General features: G+C 62.9%; 21 protein-coding genes and 1 pseudogene. 13 read left to right on the top strand and 9 right to left on the bottom strand.

Annotated elements, in window-relative coordinates:
• Positions 1 to 74 precede the first annotated feature (74 nt).
• The 5 genes and pseudogenes from VMP31_RS13165 to VMP31_RS13145 form a co-directional block, all read right to left on the bottom strand.
• Positions 75 to 1790, bottom strand: a pseudogene (locus tag VMP31_RS13165) (PAS domain-containing sensor histidine kinase); the annotation flags it as partial.
• A gap of 561 nt (positions 1791 to 2351) precedes the next feature.
• A complete protein-coding gene (locus tag VMP31_RS13160) occupies positions 2352 to 3074 on the bottom strand; it encodes a transporter substrate-binding domain-containing protein (protein ID WP_325507812.1) in 723 nt (240 codons plus the stop codon).
• Positions 3074 to 4330 carry an MFS transporter gene (locus VMP31_RS13155; RefSeq protein ID WP_325507810.1) on the bottom strand — a complete coding sequence of 419 codons (1257 nt, stop codon included), beginning with the start codon at positions 4328 to 4330 and terminating at the stop codon, positions 3074 to 3076. The genes VMP31_RS13160 and VMP31_RS13155 overlap by 1 nt, the downstream gene beginning before the upstream one ends.
• 67 nt (positions 4331 to 4397) lie before the next feature.
• Positions 4398 to 5009 carry a LysE family translocator gene (locus VMP31_RS13150; protein ID WP_325507808.1) on the bottom strand — a complete coding sequence of 204 codons (612 nt, stop codon included), beginning with the start codon at positions 5007 to 5009 and terminating at the stop codon, positions 4398 to 4400.
• Between the two features lie 161 nt (positions 5010 to 5170).
• Positions 5171 to 6244, bottom strand: a complete 1074-nt coding sequence (locus VMP31_RS13145) for a hypothetical protein (protein ID WP_325507806.1) — start codon at positions 6242 to 6244, stop codon at positions 5171 to 5173.
• A 343-nt stretch (positions 6245 to 6587) separates the two neighbouring features.
• Between VMP31_RS13145 and VMP31_RS13140 the strand changes: the two genes are divergently transcribed.
• The 13 genes from VMP31_RS13140 (at position 6588) to VMP31_RS13080 (ending at position 19072) form a co-directional block, all read left to right on the top strand.
• A complete protein-coding gene (locus tag VMP31_RS13140) occupies positions 6588 to 7709 on the top strand; it encodes a beta-ketoacyl-ACP synthase III (protein ID WP_325507804.1) in 1122 nt (373 codons plus the stop codon).
• A gap of 75 nt (positions 7710 to 7784) precedes the next feature.
• Positions 7785 to 8387 (top strand): RNA polymerase sigma factor, encoded by a 603-nt coding sequence (locus tag VMP31_RS13135; protein ID WP_325507802.1) that lies wholly within the window; start codon positions 7785 to 7787, stop codon positions 8385 to 8387.
• Positions 8381 to 8614, top strand: coding sequence for a zf-HC2 domain-containing protein (locus tag VMP31_RS13130; RefSeq protein WP_325507800.1), 234 nt, complete (start codon positions 8381 to 8383; stop codon positions 8612 to 8614). The genes VMP31_RS13135 and VMP31_RS13130 overlap by 7 nt, the downstream gene beginning before the upstream one ends.
• Before the next feature lie 255 nt (positions 8615 to 8869).
• Positions 8870 to 9154 carry a hypothetical protein gene (locus VMP31_RS13125; protein ID WP_325507798.1) on the top strand — a complete coding sequence of 95 codons (285 nt, stop codon included), beginning with the start codon at positions 8870 to 8872 and terminating at the stop codon, positions 9152 to 9154.
• Positions 9155 to 9181: 27 nt separating this feature from the next.
• Positions 9182 to 10036 (top strand): DUF692 domain-containing protein, encoded by an 855-nt coding sequence (locus tag VMP31_RS13120; protein WP_325507796.1) that lies wholly within the window; start codon positions 9182 to 9184, stop codon positions 10034 to 10036.
• Positions 10033 to 10731, top strand: a complete 699-nt coding sequence (locus tag VMP31_RS13115) for a DNA-binding domain-containing protein (protein ID WP_325507794.1) — start codon at positions 10033 to 10035, stop codon at positions 10729 to 10731. The genes VMP31_RS13120 and VMP31_RS13115 overlap by 4 nt, the downstream gene beginning before the upstream one ends.
• Positions 10732 to 10784: 53 nt before the next feature.
• Positions 10785 to 11381 (top strand): DoxX family protein, encoded by a 597-nt coding sequence (locus VMP31_RS13110; RefSeq protein ID WP_325507792.1) that lies wholly within the window; start codon positions 10785 to 10787, stop codon positions 11379 to 11381.
• A 168-nt stretch (positions 11382 to 11549) separates the two neighbouring features.
• Positions 11550 to 11987, top strand: a complete 438-nt coding sequence (locus VMP31_RS13105; protein WP_414705457.1) for a TRAP transporter small permease subunit — start codon at positions 11550 to 11552, stop codon at positions 11985 to 11987.
• Positions 11987 to 13312, top strand: coding sequence for a TRAP transporter large permease (locus VMP31_RS13100; protein ID WP_325507788.1), 1326 nt, complete (start codon positions 11987 to 11989; stop codon positions 13310 to 13312). The genes VMP31_RS13105 and VMP31_RS13100 overlap by 1 nt, the downstream gene beginning before the upstream one ends.
• Positions 13313 to 13498: 186 nt before the next feature.
• Complete coding sequence (locus tag VMP31_RS13095; protein ID WP_325507786.1) at positions 13499 to 14548, top strand: TRAP transporter substrate-binding protein; 1050 nt, start codon at positions 13499 to 13501, stop codon at positions 14546 to 14548.
• A 484-nt stretch (positions 14549 to 15032) separates the two neighbouring features.
• Complete coding sequence (locus tag VMP31_RS13090) at positions 15033 to 16406, top strand: glutamine synthetase (RefSeq protein ID WP_325507784.1); 1374 nt, start codon at positions 15033 to 15035, stop codon at positions 16404 to 16406.
• Positions 16407 to 16505: 99 nt separating this feature from the next.
• A complete protein-coding gene (locus tag VMP31_RS13085; RefSeq protein WP_325507782.1) occupies positions 16506 to 17894 on the top strand; it encodes an aldehyde dehydrogenase family protein in 1389 nt (462 codons plus the stop codon).
• Between the two features lie 8 nt (positions 17895 to 17902).
• Positions 17903 to 19072 (top strand): iron-containing alcohol dehydrogenase, encoded by a 1170-nt coding sequence (locus VMP31_RS13080; RefSeq protein WP_325507780.1) that lies wholly within the window; start codon positions 17903 to 17905, stop codon positions 19070 to 19072.
• A 32-nt stretch (positions 19073 to 19104) separates the two neighbouring features.
• Here the strand turns inward: VMP31_RS13080 and VMP31_RS13075 are convergent, their stop codons facing one another.
• The 4 genes from VMP31_RS13075 to VMP31_RS13060 all read right to left on the bottom strand — a co-directional run bounded on the left by VMP31_RS13075 (position 19105) and on the right by VMP31_RS13060 (position 23060).
• Positions 19105 to 19902, bottom strand: coding sequence for a M23 family metallopeptidase (locus tag VMP31_RS13075; RefSeq protein ID WP_325507778.1), 798 nt, complete (start codon positions 19900 to 19902; stop codon positions 19105 to 19107).
• A 10-nt stretch (positions 19903 to 19912) separates the two neighbouring features.
• Positions 19913 to 20923, bottom strand: a complete 1011-nt coding sequence (locus VMP31_RS13070; protein ID WP_325507776.1) for a L,D-transpeptidase — start codon at positions 20921 to 20923, stop codon at positions 19913 to 19915.
• A gap of 421 nt (positions 20924 to 21344) precedes the next feature.
• Positions 21345 to 22433, bottom strand: coding sequence for a calcium/sodium antiporter (locus VMP31_RS13065; protein WP_325507774.1), 1089 nt, complete (start codon positions 22431 to 22433; stop codon positions 21345 to 21347).
• A gap of 93 nt (positions 22434 to 22526) precedes the next feature.
• Complete coding sequence (locus tag VMP31_RS13060; RefSeq protein ID WP_325507772.1) at positions 22527 to 23060, bottom strand: hypothetical protein; 534 nt, start codon at positions 23058 to 23060, stop codon at positions 22527 to 22529.
• Positions 23061 to 23182: the final 122 nt, after the last annotated feature.

Raw genomic sequence — 23182 nt, 5'->3', positions numbered from 1 at the left:
TCGATCACCAGGGCGATACGTTGCTGAGGCGGCTCTGCCGCAGGGTTCGGGATGGCGATGTTGGCTTCCTGGGTTGGCCGCGGCGCGACGGCTTGCGCCAAGCTGCGCAACGGCAGCCAGACGGCGAAACACGCCCCCTCGCCCTCGGCGCTGGCCACGGCGACGCTGCCGCCGTGTAACTCGCTCAGTTGCTTGACCATCGCCAGGCCCAGCCCGGTGCCTTCGAATTTGCGCGCCAGGCTGCTGTCGATCTGGCTAAAGGCTTGGAACAGCTTAGCCATGTTTTCCTGGGCAATGCCGATGCCGCTATCGCTGACGCTGATTTCGAGAAAATCACTGAACTCGTTATCGGCCAGGGGGAAGTTGTGCACCGGCCAGACCCCTGGCAGGGTGCCGACGACGGCGCGCGAAACGCGGCGCGCACGCAGGGTCACGTTGCCGTTCTTGGCGCTGAATTTGACCGCATTGGACAGCAGGTTGTAGACGATCTGTTTGGTCTTGCGCATATCCAATTGGGGTACGCCCAGCTCTTCGCCGCTTTCCAGTTCGAGGCGCACGCCCTGGGCGGCGGCCTTTTCCCGCACGATGGACAGGCTGTTCGTCAGCAGGCTGTGCATGTCCACCGCTTCCAGTTCGAGCGCCATCATGCCGGCCTCGACCTTGGACAGGTCGAGGATGTCGTTGATCAGCGAGAGCAGATGCTGGCCGCTGGTGAAGATGTCGCCGATATATTCGTGCTGGATGGCGCTCATCTCGCCCATCAGGCCATCCTTGAGCGCTTCGGAGAAACCGATGATGGCGTTCAGCGGGGTGCGTAGCTCGTGGGACATGGTGGCCAGAAACTCGGTCTTCATCCGGCTGGCGTGCTCCAGCTCGATGTTCTTTTCCTGCAGGGCGCGTTCGAAGCGCTTGCGCTCGGTCACATCGCGTGCCGCCGCGAAGACGCCTTGCAGCTTGCGCTCGCGGTCGTAGAAGGTCGCGGCGTTGTAGGACACCATCACTTCGCTGCCGTTCTGGGCACGCACGGTCAGTTCGTAGTCATTGACCCTGTTCTCGCTGAGCACCCGTTTGATCGCGGCGTCGGCGCGCAACGGGTCGGTGAAGAACTTGCGGCAAGGCGCTCCTATCAGTTCATCGCGGGTGCAGCCGGTGAGCGCGATCATCTGCTGGTTGACGTCGGAGATGTTGCCCTGGGGGTCGGTCATCATCAGCGCGTCGATATTCGATTCGATCAGCGAGCGTGTGTAGAACTGCTGGTCGCGCAGGCGTTGATCGAGCAACGCCTGGGCCGCCTCGGCCTGCTTGCGGATGGTGTTATCGGTGCCGATCAACAGATAGCCGATGATGTCGTCCTGCGCGTTGCGCAGGGCGGTGACCGAGACCATGGCGGGAAAGCGGCTGCCGTCCTTGCGGATATAGGTCAGCTCGTAGATGTCTTCGATGCCGCGCGAGGCCTTGAATACCAGCGCCTCAAACCCCGGGGTAATGCGGGTGTCCAGCTCCAGGCTGAGGGCCGCTGCCCGTGTGATCAGTTCCTGGGGGTCGGAGATATCGGCCGGGGTGATGCGGTTGAGCACATCCAGCGCCGTATAGCCGAGCATGCGTTCGGCACCGACGTTGAAGATCTGGATCACGCCCTGTTCGTCGGTGGCGATGCTGGAGAAATAGGCACTGTTGAAAATGGCGTCTTGCAGGGCACCGGTCTTGAGTAGGGTCGCCTGTCGACGGAATTCGATGTTGCCGTCAGCGTTACTGCGCGTGCTCCCAGCGTTATCGCCAATTTTGCTCATGATCTCTTCCGTGTGAACGATCACATACCAGTCGGCACCAGGCTAAAGCTAGGCGGTGCCACTGCACAGCAGGCTCACAGATTGCCGTGTCGAGCCGCTTGGATAAACGCAACGCCCGATAGCGAAGAGGAGATGGATGAACGATTCAAGAAATTTGTTGTCCTTGCGCTTCCGGAGCGTAGCAGAGGGCGTGCATTGATCAATGACTATCGTCTAGCGGCAGGTAGCCTGCTAGACGTCCAGGGTGCATCGGTTATCGCCGCAGGGGCGGCGGGCCGGGGCTTCGGGGCCCGGCGTGGGATGCTGGCGATGTGCTTAGGCTTCCGACCACTGGTTGGTCGCGGCGGCGATCAGGGGCAATACCTGCGTGGCAAGCGAGCGGCTCGGTGCCACTTAAGCGGGATTGCGTTCGCCTTGTTCCAGCTCGCTCGGCAGAACTGCTGATACGAGGACGAGTTGCAGCGTAGAGGTTGGGCCTACCCGCGGCTGAGCGGCTCGCTTTCGCAGCGCGTCGAGCAAGTGCTGGAGCATCTGGTTGCGCAACGCTAAGCACGTGCGGGCTCAGCGATACCGTGCAAGCAGGGCGTCAAATTCGCCGTCCTGTTTCATCTGCACCATGGCGCGCAGCAGGGCCATGGTGGGGACTTCCGGGTCATCGCGGATGATGCAGGCGATGGGGTCGGAGGCGATTTCGCTGAGCGTATGCAGGCGCTGGTGCGCCGGGCGCTGGCGATTGAACCAGTGCAGGCTGAGCTCGTTGCTGATGGCATAGCTGTAGCGTGCGGATTCCAGTTTGAGCAGCACCTGGTGTTGGGTGCGGGCGTCTTCGCGCAGCAGCTGGCGGCTGTCGAACAGCGGCTGCAGGCGTGGGTAGGTGAAGCCGAGTACGGTGCCGAGACGTTTCTTTTCGATATCTTCGGGTTGCACCAGGCCCGGGATGCGCCCTACCAGCACATCGCGCTGGGTCATAAAGGGCAGGCTCCAGATATAGCGATAATGGCCGCTGTTGACCCAGTTCGGGCTGACGTAGCAGCGCACATCGATCTCGCCAGTATCCAGTGCGTTCTGTACCCGCAGGCGCGGCATCACCAGCAGCTCGGCCTTGCGCCCGACCTTTGCGGCCAGGCGCTGTTGCAGGTCGACCAGAATACCTTCCACTGCCTTGCCGTCTTCGATACGCACCATGGGCATGGCCCAGCTGTCGTTGATCGAGAAGCGCAACGGGCGCTCCGCGGCCAGCAGCGGGGCGGCCCCCAGGACGAGCAGGAGTAGCAGGCCTCTCATCAAGGGCCAGGTGCTGCGTGTGGGCGCGCAGGGCGGGTGGCCGCGTGCTGCTCGCTCGGAACGGAGCTGGCGGGTGGCTGGATTTTCCAGGCCCAGTAAAACACCAGCAGGCCGGCCAAGGCCGTAGCGGCCCCGATATAGCCGGTGACGGTCCAGGCAAAGCCGGCCCTGATCGCCAGGCCGCCGAGCCAAGGGCCGAGGGCGTTGGCGATATTGAAGGCGGCATGGTTGGAGGCGGCGGCCAGGGTCTGCGCGCCGTGGGCTACATCCATCAGGTGGGTCTGCAGGGCCGGCGACAGGGCAACCATGGTGCCCACAGCGAATACTGCTGGAAACAGGCTCCAGGGCGACTGCGCCGCCAGGGGAAACAGCGCCAGTACCAGGGCGCTCCACAGCAGCAGCCAGGCCACGGCCTGAAAGCGCAACTTGTCGAACAGCCAGCCGCCAAACATATTGCCGAGGATGCCGCCCAGGCCGAACGTCGCCAGGGCGAGGGGGATCCAGCGGGCGTCGAGCCGGGTCACTTCAAGCAGGGTTGGGGCCATATAGCTGAACACGCAGAACATCCCGGCGAAGCCGACCGAGCTGATCGCCAGGGCCAGCCAGACCGGGGCGCGGTTGAAGGCGCGCAGCTCGCCCAGCGGGTTGCTGCGCACCTGCTGTTTATCCAGCGGCAGGAAGATCGCCACCATCGCCACGGTGAGCAGGGCGATGGCCCCGACCATGACAAAGGCATAGCGCCAGCTCAGCCACTGGCCGAGCCAGGTGGCCACCGGGTTGCCGATCAGGATGGCGATGGTCAGCCCCATCAGCACCCGGCTGACCGCCTTGGCGCGCTTGTGCGGGGCGGCCATGGCGGCGGCCACCAGCATGGCCACGCCAAAGTAGGCCCCGTGGGGCAAGCCGGCGAGAAAGCGGTACAGCATCAGCGTCTGGTAGTCGGGGGCCAGGGCGCTGGCAAAGTTGCCGATGGCAAAACAGCTCATCAGCAGAAGCAGCAGGTGCCGGCGATACAGGCGTGAGCCGAGGATTGCCAGCAAGGGGGCACCGACCACCACGCCCAGGGCATAGCTGCTGATCACGTGGCCGACCTGGGGTTCGCTGATGCCGAGGTCCTGGGCGACATTGGGCATCAGCCCCATGATGGCGAACTCGCCCGTGCCGATGGCAAAGCCACCGAGCGCCAGGGCCAGCTCGATCAGGATGATCGCGCGGGCAGACAGACGTGGGGCCGCAGTTGCGGTGGTTGGGGTCATGGCAAGCCTTGGGGCGCGGGTCAGGCGCCGGGGTTGTGGGGGCGGTGTAGCGGGGCGGGCGTGCTGGCTAGCGGGTCATCGGCAGGGCGGCCCCCATCAGGGCAAACAGGCTGCCGCAGCAACGGTTGAAACCCTTACCGCTGCGTTGCAGCCAGGGGCGAACGCGGTGGGCCATGCGTGCCAGCAGGTATTCGACGCAGCCTTCAACCACGGCAAAGGTGGCGGCCATGATCGCGAATTGCAGCCAGAGGTCGCCGCGCGGGTCGAGAAACTGCGGCAAAAACGCGCCGAAAAACAGGATCACCTTGGGGTTGGACAGGGCTGACAGCAGGCCCTGGCGAAACAGCTTGAAGCCACTGCGTTCGGTGGTTTTCTCGGCCATGGCGAGGTGCAGCGGCGGGGCGCGCCAGAGTTGAATGCCGAGCCAGATCAGGTAGGCACCGCCGAGCCATTTGAGAATGGTCAAGGCCTGCGCCGAGGCTTGCAGCAAGGTACCGATACCGAGCATCGACAGGGCCATCAGCAGGGTAAAGCCGAGTACGCCACCACCGACGGTAAACAGGGTTCTGCGATGGCCATAGAGCGCGCCATGGCTGAGGGCGAGCAGGCCGTTTGGCCCCGGGGTCAGCGCCAGGCCGATCACCGCAGTGAGATAGAGCAGCCAGGTATGCAGGGCCATGGGTAGGGATCCGAATCGCGATATAGAGCGCAGCGCCCAGTAGTTGCAGGCGCATGCGGCCCTGTTTTTTCATGATGTGACCGAATAGTCAAGTACGCATGCCCGGACGGGCGGCGGCAAGGGGAAAGCCCGCACCGGTGAACCGGGCGGGCATCTGCATGTCAGCGGTTGGCTTCCTTGAAGTTATCGTCGGACGGTTCCTTGGTATAAGCCCCCTGATCGTGCACCAGCTTCTTGCTGCCATTCATGATGGCAGCGATGCGGCTGTCGCTGGTTCTGGCCGATGCGGCTTGAGTGCTGGTACCGCTGATCAGCGGCGGGTTGCTGCTGAATGACCAGAGGTAGTGCCAGACCGCGGCGTTGTGTTTCTCGGTCAATTGGGTAGCACCGAAATACCAGGGCTTGAGTTCAGTAAAGGCGGTCATGTTCATCAGGCCGCTGTTGCTGTCGCCGATAAAACCGGTACTGCTGGCACCCGAACTGCGGTAGGTCTCGAAGATCACCCCCTTGGTCTTCAGCTCGCTGACATAAGTGCGGCAGACTTCGCCGACCCATTTGTTGCCCAGGTAGCTCTTGGCGTAATTGGAGTAGAAGGGGTCGAGCAGGGCCACGCGCTTGGGCAGCAGGCGGCTGTGGAGGCTGCCGGCGTTTACCGCGTCGCTGATCTTCTTGGTCAGCACGATGGCCATCTGGTTGCCCAGGGAGTGGCCGAGGATGCGGATATTGTTGCCGCTGTAGCCGGCCATATTGGCCTTGTAGCTGTTGAATAGCAGGTCACCGGCCGACTGGCTGGGGCCGTTGCTGTAAACACCGCTGCTGTTGCGCCAGCGCATGGCACGCGGGCCGCTGGCGGTCCAGATCTTGGCTTCGGCGTCCTTTACCTCGCCTTCGTCGGCGAACTGGTTCCAGTACAGCACGCCGACGTTATAGCCCGCCGCAAGCCAGCTGTGCGCCAGGTCCAGGTTGGGGCCACCGGCATCCTGACGGTTGAAGGTTTCGCGGTTCTTCCGCTGGGTCGAGCCGTTCTGCCATCCGTGCACATAAATGATGGTCGGCTTGGTGGTGCCGAAATAGGCATTGCTCTGACCTGGCACGGCCTTCTGCCAGCTGTCGCCGTAACCGAACCAGTACAGGCCGTGGTCGAGGTTCTGGAAGGAACTGTCGGGGAATACCCCCACGGCGGCCTGGGACAGCGACGAAACACTGAGCAGCAGCAACAAAAACAGCCTGCGCATAAGGGAACCTTTTTTGTTATTAGAGGTATAGCGCAGCTTATAGATCGTTCTATAGGCGGCTATCACCCGGATGGGTGGGGTACGGGCCATGGCGCGCGCCACCCTGTCTGGCTGTGGGTTCGGCGCAGTTTTGCCCCAATAGTCGTCATTTTCTTGCACCTGCGCCGATGGCTAGGGCGGACGAAGTCCCTCGGGCTGTGGCAAACTCTGCGGCCAGTAACAGGACGTTTCATGGATCGAACACAGTGAGCCTGTAAGCCCGAATATGTGCCCAAGGTCAGTGCGCCTTGGGCTTACTGCCTAACTGGCCGCCCTGGGCGGCAAAGAACCAAGAGGAATGACCGTGCATAACGTCGTGATCAGTGGGACCGGCCTCTACACCCCGGCGAACAGTATTTCCAACGATGAGCTGGTTGAGTCATTCAACGCCTTTGTGCAGCTATTCAATGCCGACAATGCAGCGGCCATCGCCCGTGGCGAAGTGGAAGCGCTGAGCGAGTCGAGCAGCGGTTTTATCGAGAAGGCCTCGGGCATCAAGAGCCGCTTTGTCATGGACAAGGCCGGCATCCTCGATCCCAAGCGCATGGCTCCGCGCATCCCTGAGCGCGGCAACGAGGAGTGGGGCATTCTCTGCGAGATGGCCGTAGGCGCTGCCAAGGACGCCCTGGAGCGTGCTGGCAAGACCGCCGCCGATATCGACGGGGTAATAGTCGCCTGCTCCAACCTGCAGCGCGCCTACCCGGCTGTTGCGATTGAGGTGCAGGCCGCACTGGGCATCCAGGGTTTCGGCTACGACATGAACGTGGCCTGTTCCTCGGCCACCTTCGGCATCCAGGCCGCGGCCAACAGCGTACAGCTCGGCCAGGCGCGGGCGATTCTGATGGTCAACCCGGAAATCTGCACCGGTCACCTGAACTTCCGCGACCGCGACAGCCACTTTATCTTCGGCGACGCCGCCACTGCGGTGATCATCGAACGCGCCGATCAGGCCACCTCGGCCTACCAGTTCGATATCGTCGGCACCAAGCTGATCACCCAGTTCAGCAACAATATCCGCAACAACTTCGGCTTCCTCAACCGCTGCGCGGAAGAGGGCATTGGTGCCCGCGACAAGCTGTTTGTCCAGGAAGGCCGCAAGGTGTTCAAGGACGTCTGCCCGATGGTGGCCGAGCTGATTGCCGCGCACCTGGCAGAAAACCAGCTGAATGTCGGCGATGTGAAGCGCTTCTGGCTGCACCAGGCCAACCTCAATATGAACCTGCTGATCGCGCGCAAGCTGCTTGGCCGCGACGCCGAGCCGGGCGAAGCGCCGGTGATTCTCGACACCTACGCCAACACCAGTTCGGCCGGCTCGGTAATCGCCCTGCACAAATATCAGGACGACCTGGCCAGCGGCAGCCTCGGGGTGCTTAGCTCCTTTGGTGCCGGTTATTCGATTGGTAGCGTGATTCTGCGCAAGCATTGATCTCGGGGTGCGCCCCTGTTGACGTGGAGGCGGTGCGCACGGCCAAGGTGGCCCCGCGCACCCTACGGGAGCAGCATGACGGATGCCGATCTGCTAAAGCGTCTTCTGGCCGGCGAGCAGAAGGCTTTCCGCGAGCTGGTCGCCACCTATCAGGGGGCGATGTGCGCGGTGGCCTATGCCATTGTGGGCAGCCGCAATGCCGATGAGGTGGTGCAGGATGCCTGGCTGGCTGTGGTGCGTAGCCTCGACGGCTTTCAGGGCCGGGCGAGCCTGAAGACCTGGCTGCTGACCATCACCGCCAACACCGCCAAGACCCGTCTCAAGCACAACCGCCGCGAAGTGTTGCTCGACGATCTGCCTTCCCCCCATGGCAGCATCGGCGACGAGCGTTTCAGCGACAATGGTCACTGGTTGCTGGCTCCCCATGCCTGGCACCACGACAGCCCGGACGCGCTACTGACCGAAGATGAGCTGCGCGAGTGCCTGGAGAAAACCCTGGCCAGCCTGCCCGAGCAGCAAGGCAGTGTGCTGCACCTGCGTGAACGTGCAGGGCTGGAGCTGGAGGAAATTTGTAACCTTCTGCAGGTTTCTGCCTCCAATGTACGGGTGCTGCTGCACCGTGCCCGTCTCAAGGTGTATGCCACCCTTGAGCATTTCGAGGAGACCGGTCAATGCTGAGTTGCAAGGAGCTGGTAGCCCTTTCCAGCGATCTGCTTGATGCCCGCTTGAGCCTGCGCCAGCGCGTGGCCGTGCGTCTGCACCTGGCCATCTGTTATCGCTGCCGGCGTTTTATCCGTCAGATGCGCCTGAGCCAGGGCGTACTGCGTCAGCTGCCGCAAGGGCAGAGCGCCGAACTGGATGCCCTGGCCGTTCGCCTGGCCGAGTTGCGCCGTCAGCAACATTAGGCTCCCTTGCCCCGCCCTACAGCCTGAATCTGACCCGCCAGCGGCTTGTACCTCGTTGTTCTTTGAGGTGGCTATTGCTGCGCTAATGCCTGATTAAACCCAATTCGCCCTAGCGCGGGTGGCAGCAGATGTATTCGGCGATGCCGAGATTTTTGTGAATTCCTCCTGTGGTGCTGTAACGCCAGTGATTGGGCTCACTCTATTGAGCCGAGGGTGCCAATCTGGCCCCATTTTCAACTGCACTGGAGATTCGCCATGAAACACCTGAATAGCGTTGTTGCCACCCTGGGTGCTGCTCTGCTGAGCAGCGCAGCATTTAGCGTACAGGCTGCCAGCAACCCGTTCGCCGCGCAGGAGCTGAGCAGCGGTTACAGCCTGGCGGCTGGCGAGAAATCTGCCGAAGGCAGCTGCGGCGAAGGCAAATGTGGCGGCGAGATGAAAAAAGCCGAAGGCGAAGGCAAGTGCGGTGGCGAAGCCAAAGCCGAAGGCGAGGGCAAATGCGGTGAAGGCAAGTGCGGCGCTGAGAAGAAAGCCGAGTAACTGAATAACTGTGTGCAGGGGCAGAATATGCAGATGGATTTCGTTAGCGGTGCTGGGCTGGGCCTGCGCCGCGGCCTGCTTGGCGCGCTGCAGGGCTGCAGCACAGGCGAGCTGGATTTCCTCGAAGTAGCGCCGGAGAACTGGATCGGCGTGGGCGGGCGTTTGGGCAAGCAGTTGCGTGCCCTGAGTGAGCGTTTGCCACTGCTCTGTCATGGTCTGTCCCTCAATCTTGGTGGTTTTGCCCCGCTGGATATCGAGCTGCTCAAGGCCATCAAGGGCTTTCTCGAGCAGCACGGTGTGCGCGGTTACAGCGAGCATCTGTCGGCCTGCGCCGACCATGGCCAGCTCTATGACCTGATGCCGCTGCCCTTTTCCGAGGAGTCGGTGCTGCGCATTGCCGAGCGCGTGCGCATCGTGCAGGACGTGCTGGAGCGTCCGCTGATCATCGAGAATGTCTCGGCCTATGCACAGCTGCCGGGCGAGCTGGATGAGGCGGCATTTGTCAGCGCGGTGCTGGAGCAGGCCGACTGCCAGCTGTTGCTGGACGTGAACAACGTCTTCGTCAACAGCATCAATTTCAACTTCGATGCGGCCGCCTATATCGCCGCCATGCCCAGTGCGCGCATCGCCTATCTGCATGTGGCCGGGCATTACGACCAGGCCAGCGATCTGAAAATCGACACCCACGGCGCGCCGGTAATCGACCCGGTCTGGGCGCTGCTGGAGCAGGCCTACGCCGAACATGGTGTGCGCCCGACCTTGCTGGAGCGCGATTTCAACTTCCCACCGATTGCCGAGCTGTATGCCGAGGTGGCGCAGATTCGTCAGCTGCAAGCGGCTGCGGCACTTGCTGCCGCTCCGCTCAGAGGGTACGGCACATGAGTGGCGTTGAGGCACAACGCGCTTTTGCCGCGCGTATTCGTCAGCCGGCGCAACAGCCGTTGCTCGATGGCATTAGCGCAGAGCGTATGGCGGTATATGAAGCGTTGTTCTTCAACAATATCGAAGGCTTTATCAGCGGTGCCTTTCCGGTGTTGCGCCGGCTGATCGAGGCAAGTCGCTGGCAGCGCCTGGTGCGCAGCTTTATCGCCGAGCATCAGGCGCGCACACCGTACTTTCTTGAGATCAGTGAGGAGTTTCTCGCCTGGTTGCAGCAGGGCTATGTCGCCGAGGCAGGCGATCCGCCGTTTATCCTCGAACTGGCGCATTACGAGTGGGTCGAGCTGGCCCTCGATGTCAGCGAGGCCGAGCGGCCGGAGCAGGGCTGGTCACCACTGGCCTGGCCGTTGGCCTATCAGTGGCCGGTGCAGCGTATTGGCGTGGACTTCCAACCCTGTAAGCCGGATGCCGAGCCGACCTGCCTACTGGTCTGGCGGGATGGGCAGGACAAGGTGCGCTTTATGCAACTTAGCTCGTTCGCCTACCAACTGGCGGCGCGCCTGCAGGCCGGCGAAGCAGCTGAACCTGCGTTGTTGGCACTGGCGCAGCAGCATGGCCTGACGGCCGACACGCAGTACCTCAACAACGCCCAGAACTTGCTGGATGACTGGCAGCGCCAGGGCATCTGGCGCTTCTAATTTCTCGCTGTACCTGAACCTCGGTGCCAAGCACCGGCTTGTGGAGATTTACCATGCTGAGCTTTTTCAATCGTCTCCAGGACGCCCTGGATGTTTCCCTTCGCCTGGATTTTCTCGGCCCGTTGCTGCTGCGCCTGTACTTGGTGCCGGTGTTCTGGATGGCCGGCATGCACAAACTGGCGGATATCGACGCCACTGCGGCCTGGTTCGGTAACCCGGATTGGGGCCTGGGCCTGCCATTCCCCGAGTTGCTGGCCTGGGCCGCAGCCTTGACCGAGGCGGGCGGGGCGCTGCTGCTGTTGTTCGGCCTGGCGGTGCGCTGGGTGAGCATCCCGCTGATCGTCACCATGCTGGTGGCCATCTTCGCCGTGCACCTGCCCTACGGCTGGCAGGCGATTGCCGATGCCTCAGCGCCTTTTGCCAATGAGCGGGTAATGGATTCGGTGGAGAAGCTGGAGCGCGCCCGCGAGTTGCTCAAGCAGCACGGTAATTACGACTGGCTGACCAGCAGCGGCAAGCTGGTGGTGCTGAACAACGGCATCGAGTTTGCCGCCACCTATCTGGTGATGCTGGTGGCGTTGTTCTTCAGCGGTGCCGGGCGTTGGTTGAGCCTGGATTACTGGCTGGCCAAGGCCTGGCGGCATAACTGAGGCGCAAACCGGAGTGCCGCGCGCAGCGCAGGGCGGCAGTTGGTTTTATCCGATCTTGGTCTAGTCTCACGCAATAACAATTATTCGGCAGGTAGCGGTATGCCTCGGGCCATCAAGATATTCGTATGGGCGGTAGAGCGCATAAACCGGGTAGTGGGCAGGTTCGCCATGTACCTGATCTTCGTCATCCTCGGGGTGCTGCTGTACTCCTCCGCTACCAAGGCCTTTACCCAGCCGGCCGCCTGGACCCTCGAGTCGGCGCAGTTTCTGATGGTCGCCTACTTCCTCCTCGGTGGCGCCTATTCCATGCAGCTCGACGCCCATGTGCGCATGGACCTGTTCTATAGCCGCTGGGCTCCTCGTACCCGGGCGATCATGGATGCCATCACCATCGGCTTTCTGATCTTCTATCTGGTGTTTCTGCTGTACGGCGGCATCTCCTCGACCCTGTATGCCCTGGAATATAAGGAGACCAGCTACTCGGCCTGGTCGCCGCCCATGGCTCCGATCAAGATCGTCATGTGCATCGGTATCACCCTGATGCTGCTGCAGGCCATCGCCACCCTGTTCAAGGATATCGCCGCGGCCCGGGGGGAAACGCTGTAATGGAATACGAGCTGATAGCCTTGCTGATGTTCTCCTCGATGATGTTGCTGCTGCTCACCGGCAAGCGGGTATTCGGTGCGATCGGCTTCGTCGCGGTGGTTTCGGCCCTGCTGCTGTGGGGCGATGGCGGCTCGGAAATGGCCTTTAGCGCGGCCATGAAACTGATGAAGTGGTACCCGCTGCTGACCCTGCCGCTGTTCGTTTATATGGGCTATATGCTCTCCGAGTCGGGTATCGCCGAAGACCTCTACCGCATGTTCCATGTGTGGATGGGGCCGCTGCACGGTGGCCTGGCCATCGGCACCATCGCCCTGATGGTGGCGATCTCGGCAATGAATGGCCTGAGCGTGGCCGGCATGGCCATCGGCGCGAGCATCGCCCTGCCGGAGCTGCTGCGCCGCGGCTACGACAAGATCATGATCACCGGGGTGATCCAGGCCGGCAGTTCCCTGGGGATTCTGATCCCGCCCAGCGTGGTGCTGGTGCTCTACGGCATGATCGCCCGTCAGCCGGTGGGCCAGTTATGGCTGGCCGGGGCGATTCCGGGGCTGATGATGGCCGGCATGTTTATCCTCTATATCGCCATTCGCTGCCGCTTGCAGCCGCACCTGGGGCCAGCCCTCAGCGTCGAGGAGCGCGAGCAGATCAGCTGGGGCGAGAAGCTGCGCCTGCTTAGCGCCGGGCTGGTGCCGCTGTTTATTTTTTTCAGCATGACCGGGCTGTTTCTCATGGGCTACACCAGCCTGGTGGAAAGTTCGGCGGTGGGCGCTGCGGCGGCGACCCTGGCGGCGCTGGCCAAGCGCAGGCTGACCCGTCATGTGATGGAAGAGACCCTGCGCAAGACGCTGGGTATCAGCTGCATGTTTATGTGGATCATCCTCGCCGCCCTGTGCTTCGGCGCGGTGTTCGATGGCCTGGGCGCGGTCAAGGCGATCGAGGCGTTCTTTCTCGAAAGCCTCGGCCTGGGGCCCTGGCAGGTGCTGATCCTGATGCAGCTGTCGTTCATCCTGATGGGCATGTTTCTCGACGACACGGCGATGCTGGTGATAGTCGCGCCGCTGTATATCCCCCTGGTCGGGGCCCTGGGCTTCGATCTGGTTTGGTACGGCGTGCTCTACACCATCACCTGCCAGATCGCCTATATGACCCCGCCCTTCGGCTACAACCTGTTTCTGATGCGCGCCATGGCTCCGCCGGAAGTCAGCCTGCGCGACATCTATGTTTCGGTCACCCCCTTCGTCTTGATCATGGCCCTGGCCCTGGTGCTGGTCATGCTCTTCCCGCAGATCGCCCTGTGGCTGCCGCAGTGGCACTACGGGCGGTGAGCTATAAAGTTCAGGAGCAGTAGGTAAGCGCAGACGTACCGGCAGCAGCCAGTTGCGGATCGCCCGGCGCAAGCGCGGCGGGTCCGCGGACGGCCTGTCGGTTGCCCACCTGAAAACCTGCACGGCCGCTCTGGCCGGTGCAGCGCGGTTGTATGCCATCTGAATCGACAAGACTGGAGAAACAGCATGAGTACGAGACGCAGTTTTCTGAAAACCGCCGCCGTGGCCACCGGCGCCGCCGGGACCGCGGCGCTGGGCTCGGCGCACATCTACGCCGAGGAACCGAAGAAGATCACCTGGCGCCTGCAGACCTATGCCGGTCCGGCGCTGGGCGAGCACGTGATCAAGCCGTCCATCGACGCCTTTAACAAGGCCGCCAATGGCCAGATGGAAATCCAGCTGTATTACGCCGACCAGCTGGTGCCCACCGGCGAGCTGTTCCGCGCCATGCAGCGGGGCACCATCGATGCGGTTCAGAGCGACGACGACTCCATCGCCGCGCCGGTGGATATCTCGGTATTCGGTGGTTATTTCCCCTTTGCCACCCGCTACAGCCTCGACGTGCCAGTGTTGTTCGAGAAGTACGGCCTCAACGAGATCTGGGCTGAGGCCTATGGCGAGGTCAAGGGCGTGACCTGGCTTGGCGCAGGTGCTTGGGACCCCTGCCATTTCGCCACGGTGGAACCCATCACCAAACTGGAACACCTCAAGGGCAAGCGCATCTTCACCTTTCCCACCGCCGGCAAGTTTCTCTCGCGCTTTGGCGTGATCCCGGTGACCCTGCCCTGGGAAGACATCGAGGTGGCGATCCAGACCGGTGAACTGGACGGCATCGCCTGGTCCGGCATCACCGAGGACTACACCGTGGGCTGGGCCAACGTCACCAAGTACTTCCTCACCAACAATATCTCCGGGGCCTGGTGCGGTTCCTACTTTGCCAACTCGGACAAATGGGACGCGGTACCCGAGCACCTCAAGACCCTCTTCAAGCTGTGCATGGACAGCTCCAACTACTACCGCCAGCACTGGTACTGGGGCGGGGAGGCGCAACTGCGGGTGGAAGGCGGCAAGCTGGAGCTGACCTCCATCCCGGCCGAGGAGTGGGCCACGGTGGAGGCCGAGGCGCAGAAGTTCTGGGACGAAATCGCCAAGACCAGCCCACGCTGCGCCAAGGTGGTGGACATCTTCAAGAAGTACAACGCACTGATGGCCAAGGCCGGCGCGCCCTATCGTTGAGCACCGCGACCTGCCTGCAAACCACGCCCGCGCCGCAAAGTGCGGGCGTTTTGTTTGGGTTATGTGTTGTTACTGTGTTGCGTTTAGACGTTGGTATCTAAGTGTGCCGAGGCCTGATTTAGTAGGGTGCGCCGTGCACCAGCCTGGTTAATGAGTCCGCGGTGCGCACGGCGCACCCTACCTATTCCCGGCAAGCCGCATCATGCGGCTTGCTCAGCCATGCGTTTGGTTGCGCGCAATTGCATCCCGTGCCTAAGCGGCTGCTTGCCGCGTTCCTGCGACGGGGTTGCGGGTTTTTCCCCAAGCGAGCCAGCCAACTTGGCAAACCTGTACCACACTCAGTGGGCTTTTTACCGAGTGTTGCAACAGGCGTGGGCTGTTGCGTCCCGGCGCGTACAGGGGGCTGCCTGCCCCGCGCCGCAGACGCCGAGGTTGCCTGAGGCTGGACACCGGAGGTCGGCCATAACAACAAGAAGGGGTGTTTATGCTCAATCCGCGGGATGTAAAGACCAGCGAGGATGCCAAACGCATCGTCGAGGAACGTGGGCTCAGCCATATCAAGGTCGGGGTGTTCGATAACGACGGGGTGATGCGCGGCAAGTACCTGAGCCGCAGCAAATTCTTCTCCGCCCTGGACAGCGGTTTCGCCTTCTGCGACGTGGTGCTGGGCTGGGATGTGAAGGATCAGCTCTACGACAACGCGCAGTACACCGGTTGGCACACCGGCTACCCGGACGCTCCGGTGCGGGTGTTGCCGCATACCTGTCGGGAGTTGCCGTTCGAGAACGGCATGCTGCTGTTTATCTGCGAGTTTGCCGAGGCCGCCGAGCAGGTCTGCCCGCGCGCCACCCTGCGCCGTGTGGTGGAGCGCTGCAAGGCCATGGGCTTCGATGCCTTCGCCGCCCTCGAATATGAGTTTTTTATGTTCGACGAGACCCCGGAGTCGGCCCGGGAGAAGGGTTTTCGCAACCTCAAGCCGTTTACCCCGGACTGGTTCGGCTACTCGATGATCCGCAACTCGGTGCACGCCGAGCTGTACCACGAGATTCTGGCCATGGCCGAAGCCATGGACTTTCCCATCGAAGGCCTGCACACCGAAACCGGCCCCGGCGTGCTGGAGGCGGCCATCGCCTATGACCGCGCCGAAGCGGCGGCGGACAAGGGCGCGCTGTTCAAGACCTTTATGAAGGTGCTGGCCCAACGCAACGGCCTGATGGCCACCTTTATGGCCAAGTGGTCGGGCAAGTACCCGGGGCAGAGCGGGCATATCCACGTGTCGTTGCGCGATCTGGCGAGCGGCAAGTCGGCGTTCCATGACCCGAGCCAGGCGCACAATATGAGCAAGATTCAGCGCCATTTCCTCGCCGGTCAGCAGCGGCTGATGCCGGAGTTTCTGTGCATGGTCGCGCCGACCCTGAACAGCTATCGGCGTCTGATTCCCGGTTTCTGGGCCCCCACCGATGCTACCTGGGGCGTGGAGAATCGCACCGCGGCGCTGCGGGTGATTCCCGGTACGGACAAGTCGCAGCGCCAGGAATATCGCCTCGGCGCGGCCGACGGCAACCCTTATCTGGCCCTCTCGGTGGCCCTCGGCAGCGGCCTGTACGGGGTGATGCAGCAGTGGGAACCGACCGACCCGGTGGTGGGCAATGCCTATGCGCAGAAACACCCGGAGCACCTGGCCCTGCCGCGCACCCTATGGGACGCGGCGCAGCGCCTGAAGGGCTCCACGGCGGCGCGGGAGCTGTTCGGCGATGCCTTCGTCGAGCACTTTGCCGCCAGCCGCGAATGGGAAGAGCGCGAGTACCGCCGGCATGTCAGCGACTGGGAGCTGGATCGCTATTTCGAAATCATCTGACCACGCCCCTCACCCCAGCCCTCTCCCCGAAGGGGCGAGGGAGCCGAGCGCGGCACGCTAGCTAGCGCGTGGATTGCGACTCCACCAACGGAGCCTGTTATGAACAAACTGCAATGTATTTCCCCCATCGACGGTTCGGTTTATGTCGAGCGTCATCTGGCCTCCAATCCCGAGATCCAGGCGGCCCTGGCCAGGGCCGAGTTGGCACAGAAGGCCTGGAAGAGCACCCCGCTGGCCGAGCGCGTGGCCATCGGGCGCAGAGCCATCGCCGCCTTCTGCGCCAAGGAGGATCAGCTGGCCGAAGAGCTGTGCTGGATGATGGGCCGGCCGATTCGCTATGCCGCCGGCGAGATTCGCGGCTTTGCCGAGCGCGCCGGCTATATGGCGGATATCGCCGAAAGCGCCCTGGCCGATATCCAGGTGCCGGAAAAACCCGGCTTCACCCGCTTTATCCGCCGCGAGCCGCTGGGTGTGGTGCTGGTTATCGCACCCTGGAATTACCCCTACCTGACCGCCGTCAACGCGGTGATGCCGGCGCTGTTGGCCGGCAATGCGGTGCTGCTCAAGCACTCGGCGCAAACCCCGCTGTGCGCCGAGCGTATGGTCGAGGCGTTTGCCGAAGCCGGACTGCCGGAGGGGGTGTTCCAGTACCTGCACCTAAGCCATGCCGAGACTGCGGTGCTGATTCGTGCTCCGACCATTGCCCATGTGGCCTTTACTGGTTCGGTGGCGGGTGGGGCCATGGTCGAGCGGGCGGCGGTGGGGCGCTTTATCAGCACCGGCCTGGAGCTGGGCGGCAAGGACCCGGCCTATGTACGGGCCGACGCCGACCTGGGCCACGCGGTGGAAACCACGATTGACGGTGCCTTCTTCAACTCCGGGCAATCCTGCTGCGGCATCGAGCGCATCTATGTGCACGAGGCGCTGTACGACGCCTTTGTCGAGCAGGCGGTGGCCCTGGTTAAACAATACAAGCTGGGCCGCTCGGATGATCCCGAGACCACCCTGGGGCCGTTGGTGCGCGCCGAGGCGGCGGACTTCGTCCGTGGGCAGATCCACGAGGCGATCGAGCAGGGGGCCACGGCCCATCTGGTGCCGGCCGACTTCGCCCTGGACAAGCCCGGCAGCCCTTATCTGGCCCCCCAAGTGCTGACCGATGTGCACCACGGCATGCGGGTGATGACCGAGGAATCCTTCGGCCCGGTGGTCGGCATCCAGAAGGTGCGTGACGACGAAGAGGCGCTGGCGCTGATGAACGACAGCGAGTTTGGCCTGACCGCGGCGATCTTCAGCGCCGATGCCGAAGCGGCCATGGCCCTGGCTGAGCGGGTCGAGGCCGGCACGGTGTTTCTCAACCGCTGCGATTATCTTGACCCCGCGCTAGCCTGGACCGGGGTGAAAAATTCCGGGCGCGGCTGCACCCTGTCCAGCGTCGGTTACGAGCAACTGACCCGGCCGAAATCCTTCCACTTCAAGACCCAGTTATGAGGCCCGTCATGGATATCAATCAGTACCGCATGAACTGGAACTACCCAACCGCGCTGCGGGTTGGCGTCGGCCGTATCCGCGAGCTGCCCGAGGCCTGCCGGCAGCTGGGCATGAGCGCGCCGCTGCTGGTTACCGACCCCGGCCTGGCCACCTTGCCGATGGTCGACCGCGCGCTGCTGCAGTGCCGCGACGACGGTCTCAAGGCCGGCCTGTTCCACGGTATCAAGGGCAACCCCACCGGGCCCAACGTGATGGATGGGGTGGCAGCGTACAAGGCCGGTGGGCATGACGGGGTGATCGCCTTCGGCGGCGGCTCGGCGCTGGATGCCGGCAAGGCCATCGCCCTGATGGTCGGCCAGGATCGACCGCTGTGGGATTTTGAGGATATCGGCGACAACTGCAACCGCGTCAACGTAGCCGGCATGGCCCCGGTGGTGGCGGTGCCGACCACCGCCGGCACCGGCTCGGAAGTCGGCCGCGCCTCGGTGATCACCGATGATGAGGCGCATATCAAGCGCATTATCTTCCACGCCAAAATGCTCCCGGCTGTGGTGATACTCGACCCCGAACTGTGCCTCGGTCTGCCGCCCAAGATCACTGCCGCCACCGGCATGGATGCGCTGTCGCACAACCTCGAGGCCTATTGCTCACCGCTGTTCCACCCCATGGCCGAAGGTATCGCACTGGAGGGTATGCGTCTGGTGCAGCAATACCTACCGCGGGCGGTCAGCCATGGCGCGGATGTCGAGGCACGCTTGCAGATGCTGGTGGCCTCAAGCATGGGCGCGACTGCCTTCCAGCGAGGCCTGGGGGCGATGCATGCCCTGGCTCATCCACTCGGCGCGTTGTACGACGCCCACCACGGCCTGCTCAACGCGGTGCTGATGCCCTATGTGCTGGTGGCCAACCGCGCCAGCATCGAGGCGCAGATGGAGAAGATGGCGCGCTACTTGAATCTGGCCAAACCCGGTTTTGTCGGGGTGCTCGACTGGGTGCTGCACCTGCGCAACGAGGTCGGCATTCCCCATAGCCTCAGCGAGATTGGCATCGACGACAAACGTATTGAGCAGGTCGGGCAGATGGCCGAGGTCGACCCCTCGGCGGGGACCAACCCGATTGCCTTTAGCGCGGTGCAGTACAGCCAGTTGTTCGAAAAGGCGCTGCGCGGAACTCTGTAGGGCGGCGCACTTTGCCGCCCGTCATCGCGTACTCAGCGTTGGAACAGAGGGTAGGGGTTGATCGCGGTGCCTTTCCACCATTGCTTTTCGGGGCCGAGTACGAACACCGCAAAATGCAGGTGCGGAGCCAGCGGGTCGGAGTTGCCGGTGACGCCGACATAGCCGAGCAGGTCGCCACGCTTGATCGCCTGGCCTTCCACCAGGTCGGCGGCGTAGCCGTCCAGGTGCGCGTAGTAGTAGGCGAAGGTTGCGCTCGCATCGTATTGGTAGAGGGTGAGGCCGCCGGCTTTGCTGTCGAAGAGTTTCACCAGGGTGCCGTCATCGACCGCGAACACCGGGGTCTGCATCGGGGCCATGATGTCGAGCGCCTCGTGGCTACGCTCGGTGCCACGCATGTCATGGAAGGTGTCCAGCAGGTGCGCCGGGGCAATACCTGCCACGGGAATCAGCAGCCCGCCGGGATGTGTCGGCAAAGGCTCGGCGAACGGGTCTGCGGCGTCGCTCTGCTCCAGCGCGCTGGGCGCAGTGGGCGCAGTGGGCGGCTCGGGGGCGAGCGAGGGTTCGACTTGAATTTCCTCTGCCGGCTCGTCTGCGCGGGTGAGCGGTATATCTGGGGTCTCTGTACTAACAACCAGTTCTACCGTCTGCGCACGCGGCACCGTGCTCGGTTCCTGCATCGGGGCCGCGACAGTCACGGCCTCATACGGCAAGGGTTCGAGGGCAGCGGGGGCGAGTGCCACAGGCGAAGTCAGCAAGTCGCTGTGCAGGGCATAGAACAGCCCCGCAGCGCCGACCAAAGCACCTACCGCAAATATCAGAATGCTCTTCATAGCCTGCTGCCTACTCTTGCAAAAGGGCGGGTAGCCCAGGCGAGACCGAGTGCCCCATGGCCTCGACATTCCAGTTGGTCAGGCGGATACAACCGTGGGATTGAGTCTTGCCGATCTTCGACGGTTCCGGAGTGCCATGGATGCCGTAATGGGGCTTGGACAGGGCGACCCAGGCGACGCCTACGGGGTTATTCGGGCCAGGTGGGATGGTGGCCTTGGCATGGGCGGGGTTGGCGTCCCAGAACAGCTTGGGGTTGTATTTGAACTCGGGGTTTCTTGCCACGCCGAGAATCTTCCATTTGCCGAGCGGCAGCGGATCGCGTCCGCTGCCGGTGGAGGCGGGGAATTGCGCGATAACGACATCCGCGGCATCGAACAGGGTGACGGTCGAGTCGGACTTGTCGACCACCACTCGCGCGGCCTTGGCCAGGGGCGCTGCCGATGCCAGGTTGGGCACCACTATCGCCTCGCCTGCGCGGCCCAGATACTTGCCCGGATTGAGTTCTGCCAGCAGTGCGGGGCTGGCGTGGAATTTCTCGCCGAGCGCTTCCACCGGGTCGCGGTAGCCCAGGGCTGGGAGTTTGGCCTTGTCCATCATATCGGCGGGAATCTTGATAAAGGGGCCGGCGACATCGGCCTCGGTGACGGTATAGGTCACCAGCACCGGCTCGAGGTCGCTGTTCAGCGCTGTCCAGGTGGGCTCGTCCATGGCACCGCTGGCGGTCAGGCCGTTGTGTTTCTGAAAGCCGCTGATGGCGATCCGAGTGTTCGAACCGAAACTGGCGTCGACCTCGCCGGGAAAGAAGCGCGCGCGATCAAGCAGGATCTGCACGCGCAGTACCGCGACATTGCGTTGTTTGGGGCCGACGTCACCGCGCAGGCTGGCGTCATTGGCAACTTCGGCCGTGAGTGGCAGCGCGGCGGCACTGGTCGCGGCGGGCGTGGCGGCCGCGAAGGCGAAGGAGCTGGTGGCGCTATACAGGGCGAGGGTAACGGCGCAGGTTAGGGTTGTTGTTTTCAAGATGCGATCCTCGAACGAACCAGCAGGGCAAGTTGCAGCGTGTTCGAGCAGGCTCGGCACACTGGCGTATAGGGTGTTCTACAGAGTCGGTGATCAATAACTCAGGGGCGGCTATACAGTTTGGGCAGTTGTGGGAACTGCCTGCGGCACCCGGCTCCATTCGGGACACGGGCACTCGGCATGGTGCCAGTGATCGTTTATCAAACAGACCATTCCCGCATGGCTGCGTGAGGTGGGCGCAGGGCTGTCGCGACGATCGGTGGCTTAGATCAGGCCGGTGGATAGGAGTTCCTTGGGTGCTGGCGATTTGCCTTTATCGCGCTGTGTTTTGTCATGTTCCGCCGTGCTCACCCATCCCAGGGATGCTCCGCGTCTTGCGCGGCGGAGCATCTTCGCCTGCACCTCCCGGCTGATGGCCAAGCTAGCTGCTGGTTTTGCGCCAGGACTGCACGGCGATCACCACCAAGGTCACCGCCGTTAGCGGCAAGGCGTAGCCGAGTATGGCATGAGCGAACTGATCCGCCAGGGGGCGGCCAGAAGCGCTGAGCACCAAGTACAGAGTATAGGCTGCGTAGTAGGCCAGAAACAGCAGCCCTTCCCAGCGGTTGATGCGGTATCCGGAGAAGAAGATCGGCAGGCAGACGATGGCCACGCCAATCATGACCGGGAAGTCGAAAGCCAGGGCATTGGCCGACACAGCGACGGGTAGGGGCGCAACCAGCGAGGCTAGGCCAAGAACGCACAGCAGGTTGAAGATATTGCTGCCGACTATGTTGCCCACGGCGATATCGCGCTCACCGCGAATGGCCGCCAGCAGCGAGGTGGCCAGTTCCGGCAGGGAGGTGCCGACCGCCACCACGGTCAGGCCGATCACCAGCTCCGACAGCCCCAGGGCGCGAGCCAGGCTGACCGCCCCCTGCACCAGGAAGTTCGAACCGGTCACCAGCAGCACCAGGCCGACCACTATCAGTACCAGGTTGATCAGCCAGGCATTAGGCTTGGGCGGCTCGTGGAGGGCGAATTCCTTGGCGAATTCATCGTCAGCGCTGGCGCTCTTGTCGCGACGGGCGCTGACAATCAGAAAAGCCGTGTAGGCCAGGATGCCGACGAACAACAGCAGGCCATCGAGTTTATCCAGACTGCCATCCCAGGCCAGAGCGAAGGTCAGCAGGCTGGCACCAATCATGATCGGTACGTCCAGGCGGATCAGTTGACGCGACACCACCAGAGGCGCGATCAGGGCGGTCAGACCGAGGATAAACAGCACGTTGGCGATATTGCTGCCCACCACGTTGCCAATCGCCAGATCGCCACTGCCATTTAACGCAGCTTGCACGCTGACCGCGGTCTCCGGCGCGCTGGTACCGAAGGCCACCACAGTCAGGCCGATGATCAGCGGCGGTATGCCGAACTGTGCCGCCAGTTTGGCCGCGCCGCGTACCAGCACTTCGGCACCGGCCACCAGTAGGATCAGGCCAGCGATCAGATAGCCCCATGTGATCAAGCTCATTGCGCAAACTCCGGGAAAGATGCGCCAGTGTAAGTGAGCCATAAGAGCGCCGTTAGGGGACGCTCGGGTAAATTTATTGCCGTTTTTGTCGGCCTATTCCTCGGCCTGGCCAGCCTTGAGGCTTTCATAGGCCGGTGCGGCGTAAATGCCGATTTCCACAGCCAGTTCCATCACCCGCGGCAGGTCGCTGCTGTACACCAGCACCGCTTGCAGCGCGTCGTCCAGCGGTTCGCTGAAATCCAGCAGCACATAGCCCTGGGTCTCCGGCGACAGGCTGCCGAGTTGCACCTGGATGCGGTTCAGCGCCTTGAGCGGTTCGGTCTTGGCCAGCTGCTTGGGCTTGAGCACGAAGCTTACGTCAGGGCCGAAGGAGTCGACGATCTGCTGAAACAGCGCGTCATAGCTGTCGGCCTGGAACAGCACAGTCTCCGGCAGGCTGCCGACCACCACCCATTCGCCAAGGGGGATGGGGAAGCTGTCGTCGTAGTTGATATCCGCGTTGGCGGCGAGGAAGGCTTGCGGGTCGGCATAGGCCTGGGCCGCTTCATCGGCGATCCGCGCGATTTCTTCCGGCAGCATGCAGCCCGAGCTTATTTTGCCGATCAGTTCTTCGAGCTGGGCTTTCATCGGTGATTCCTGGCGAGGGGTAAAGGGTCGCAAAGGATAGCCTGGGTGCGTCCCTGCCGCGAGGGCCTGTTAAACTTGCCCGCTTTGCGGACTTGGCAGGCTGCTGAATGCCACCTGCCGCC

It is taken from the genome of Pseudomonas sp. (assembly GCF_035512415.1).
GTDB lineage: Bacteria > Pseudomonadota > Gammaproteobacteria > Pseudomonadales > Pseudomonadaceae > Aquipseudomonas.
Note: the sequence above shows the minus strand (reverse complement) of the source record. Positions and strands in the feature narration are given on the sequence as shown.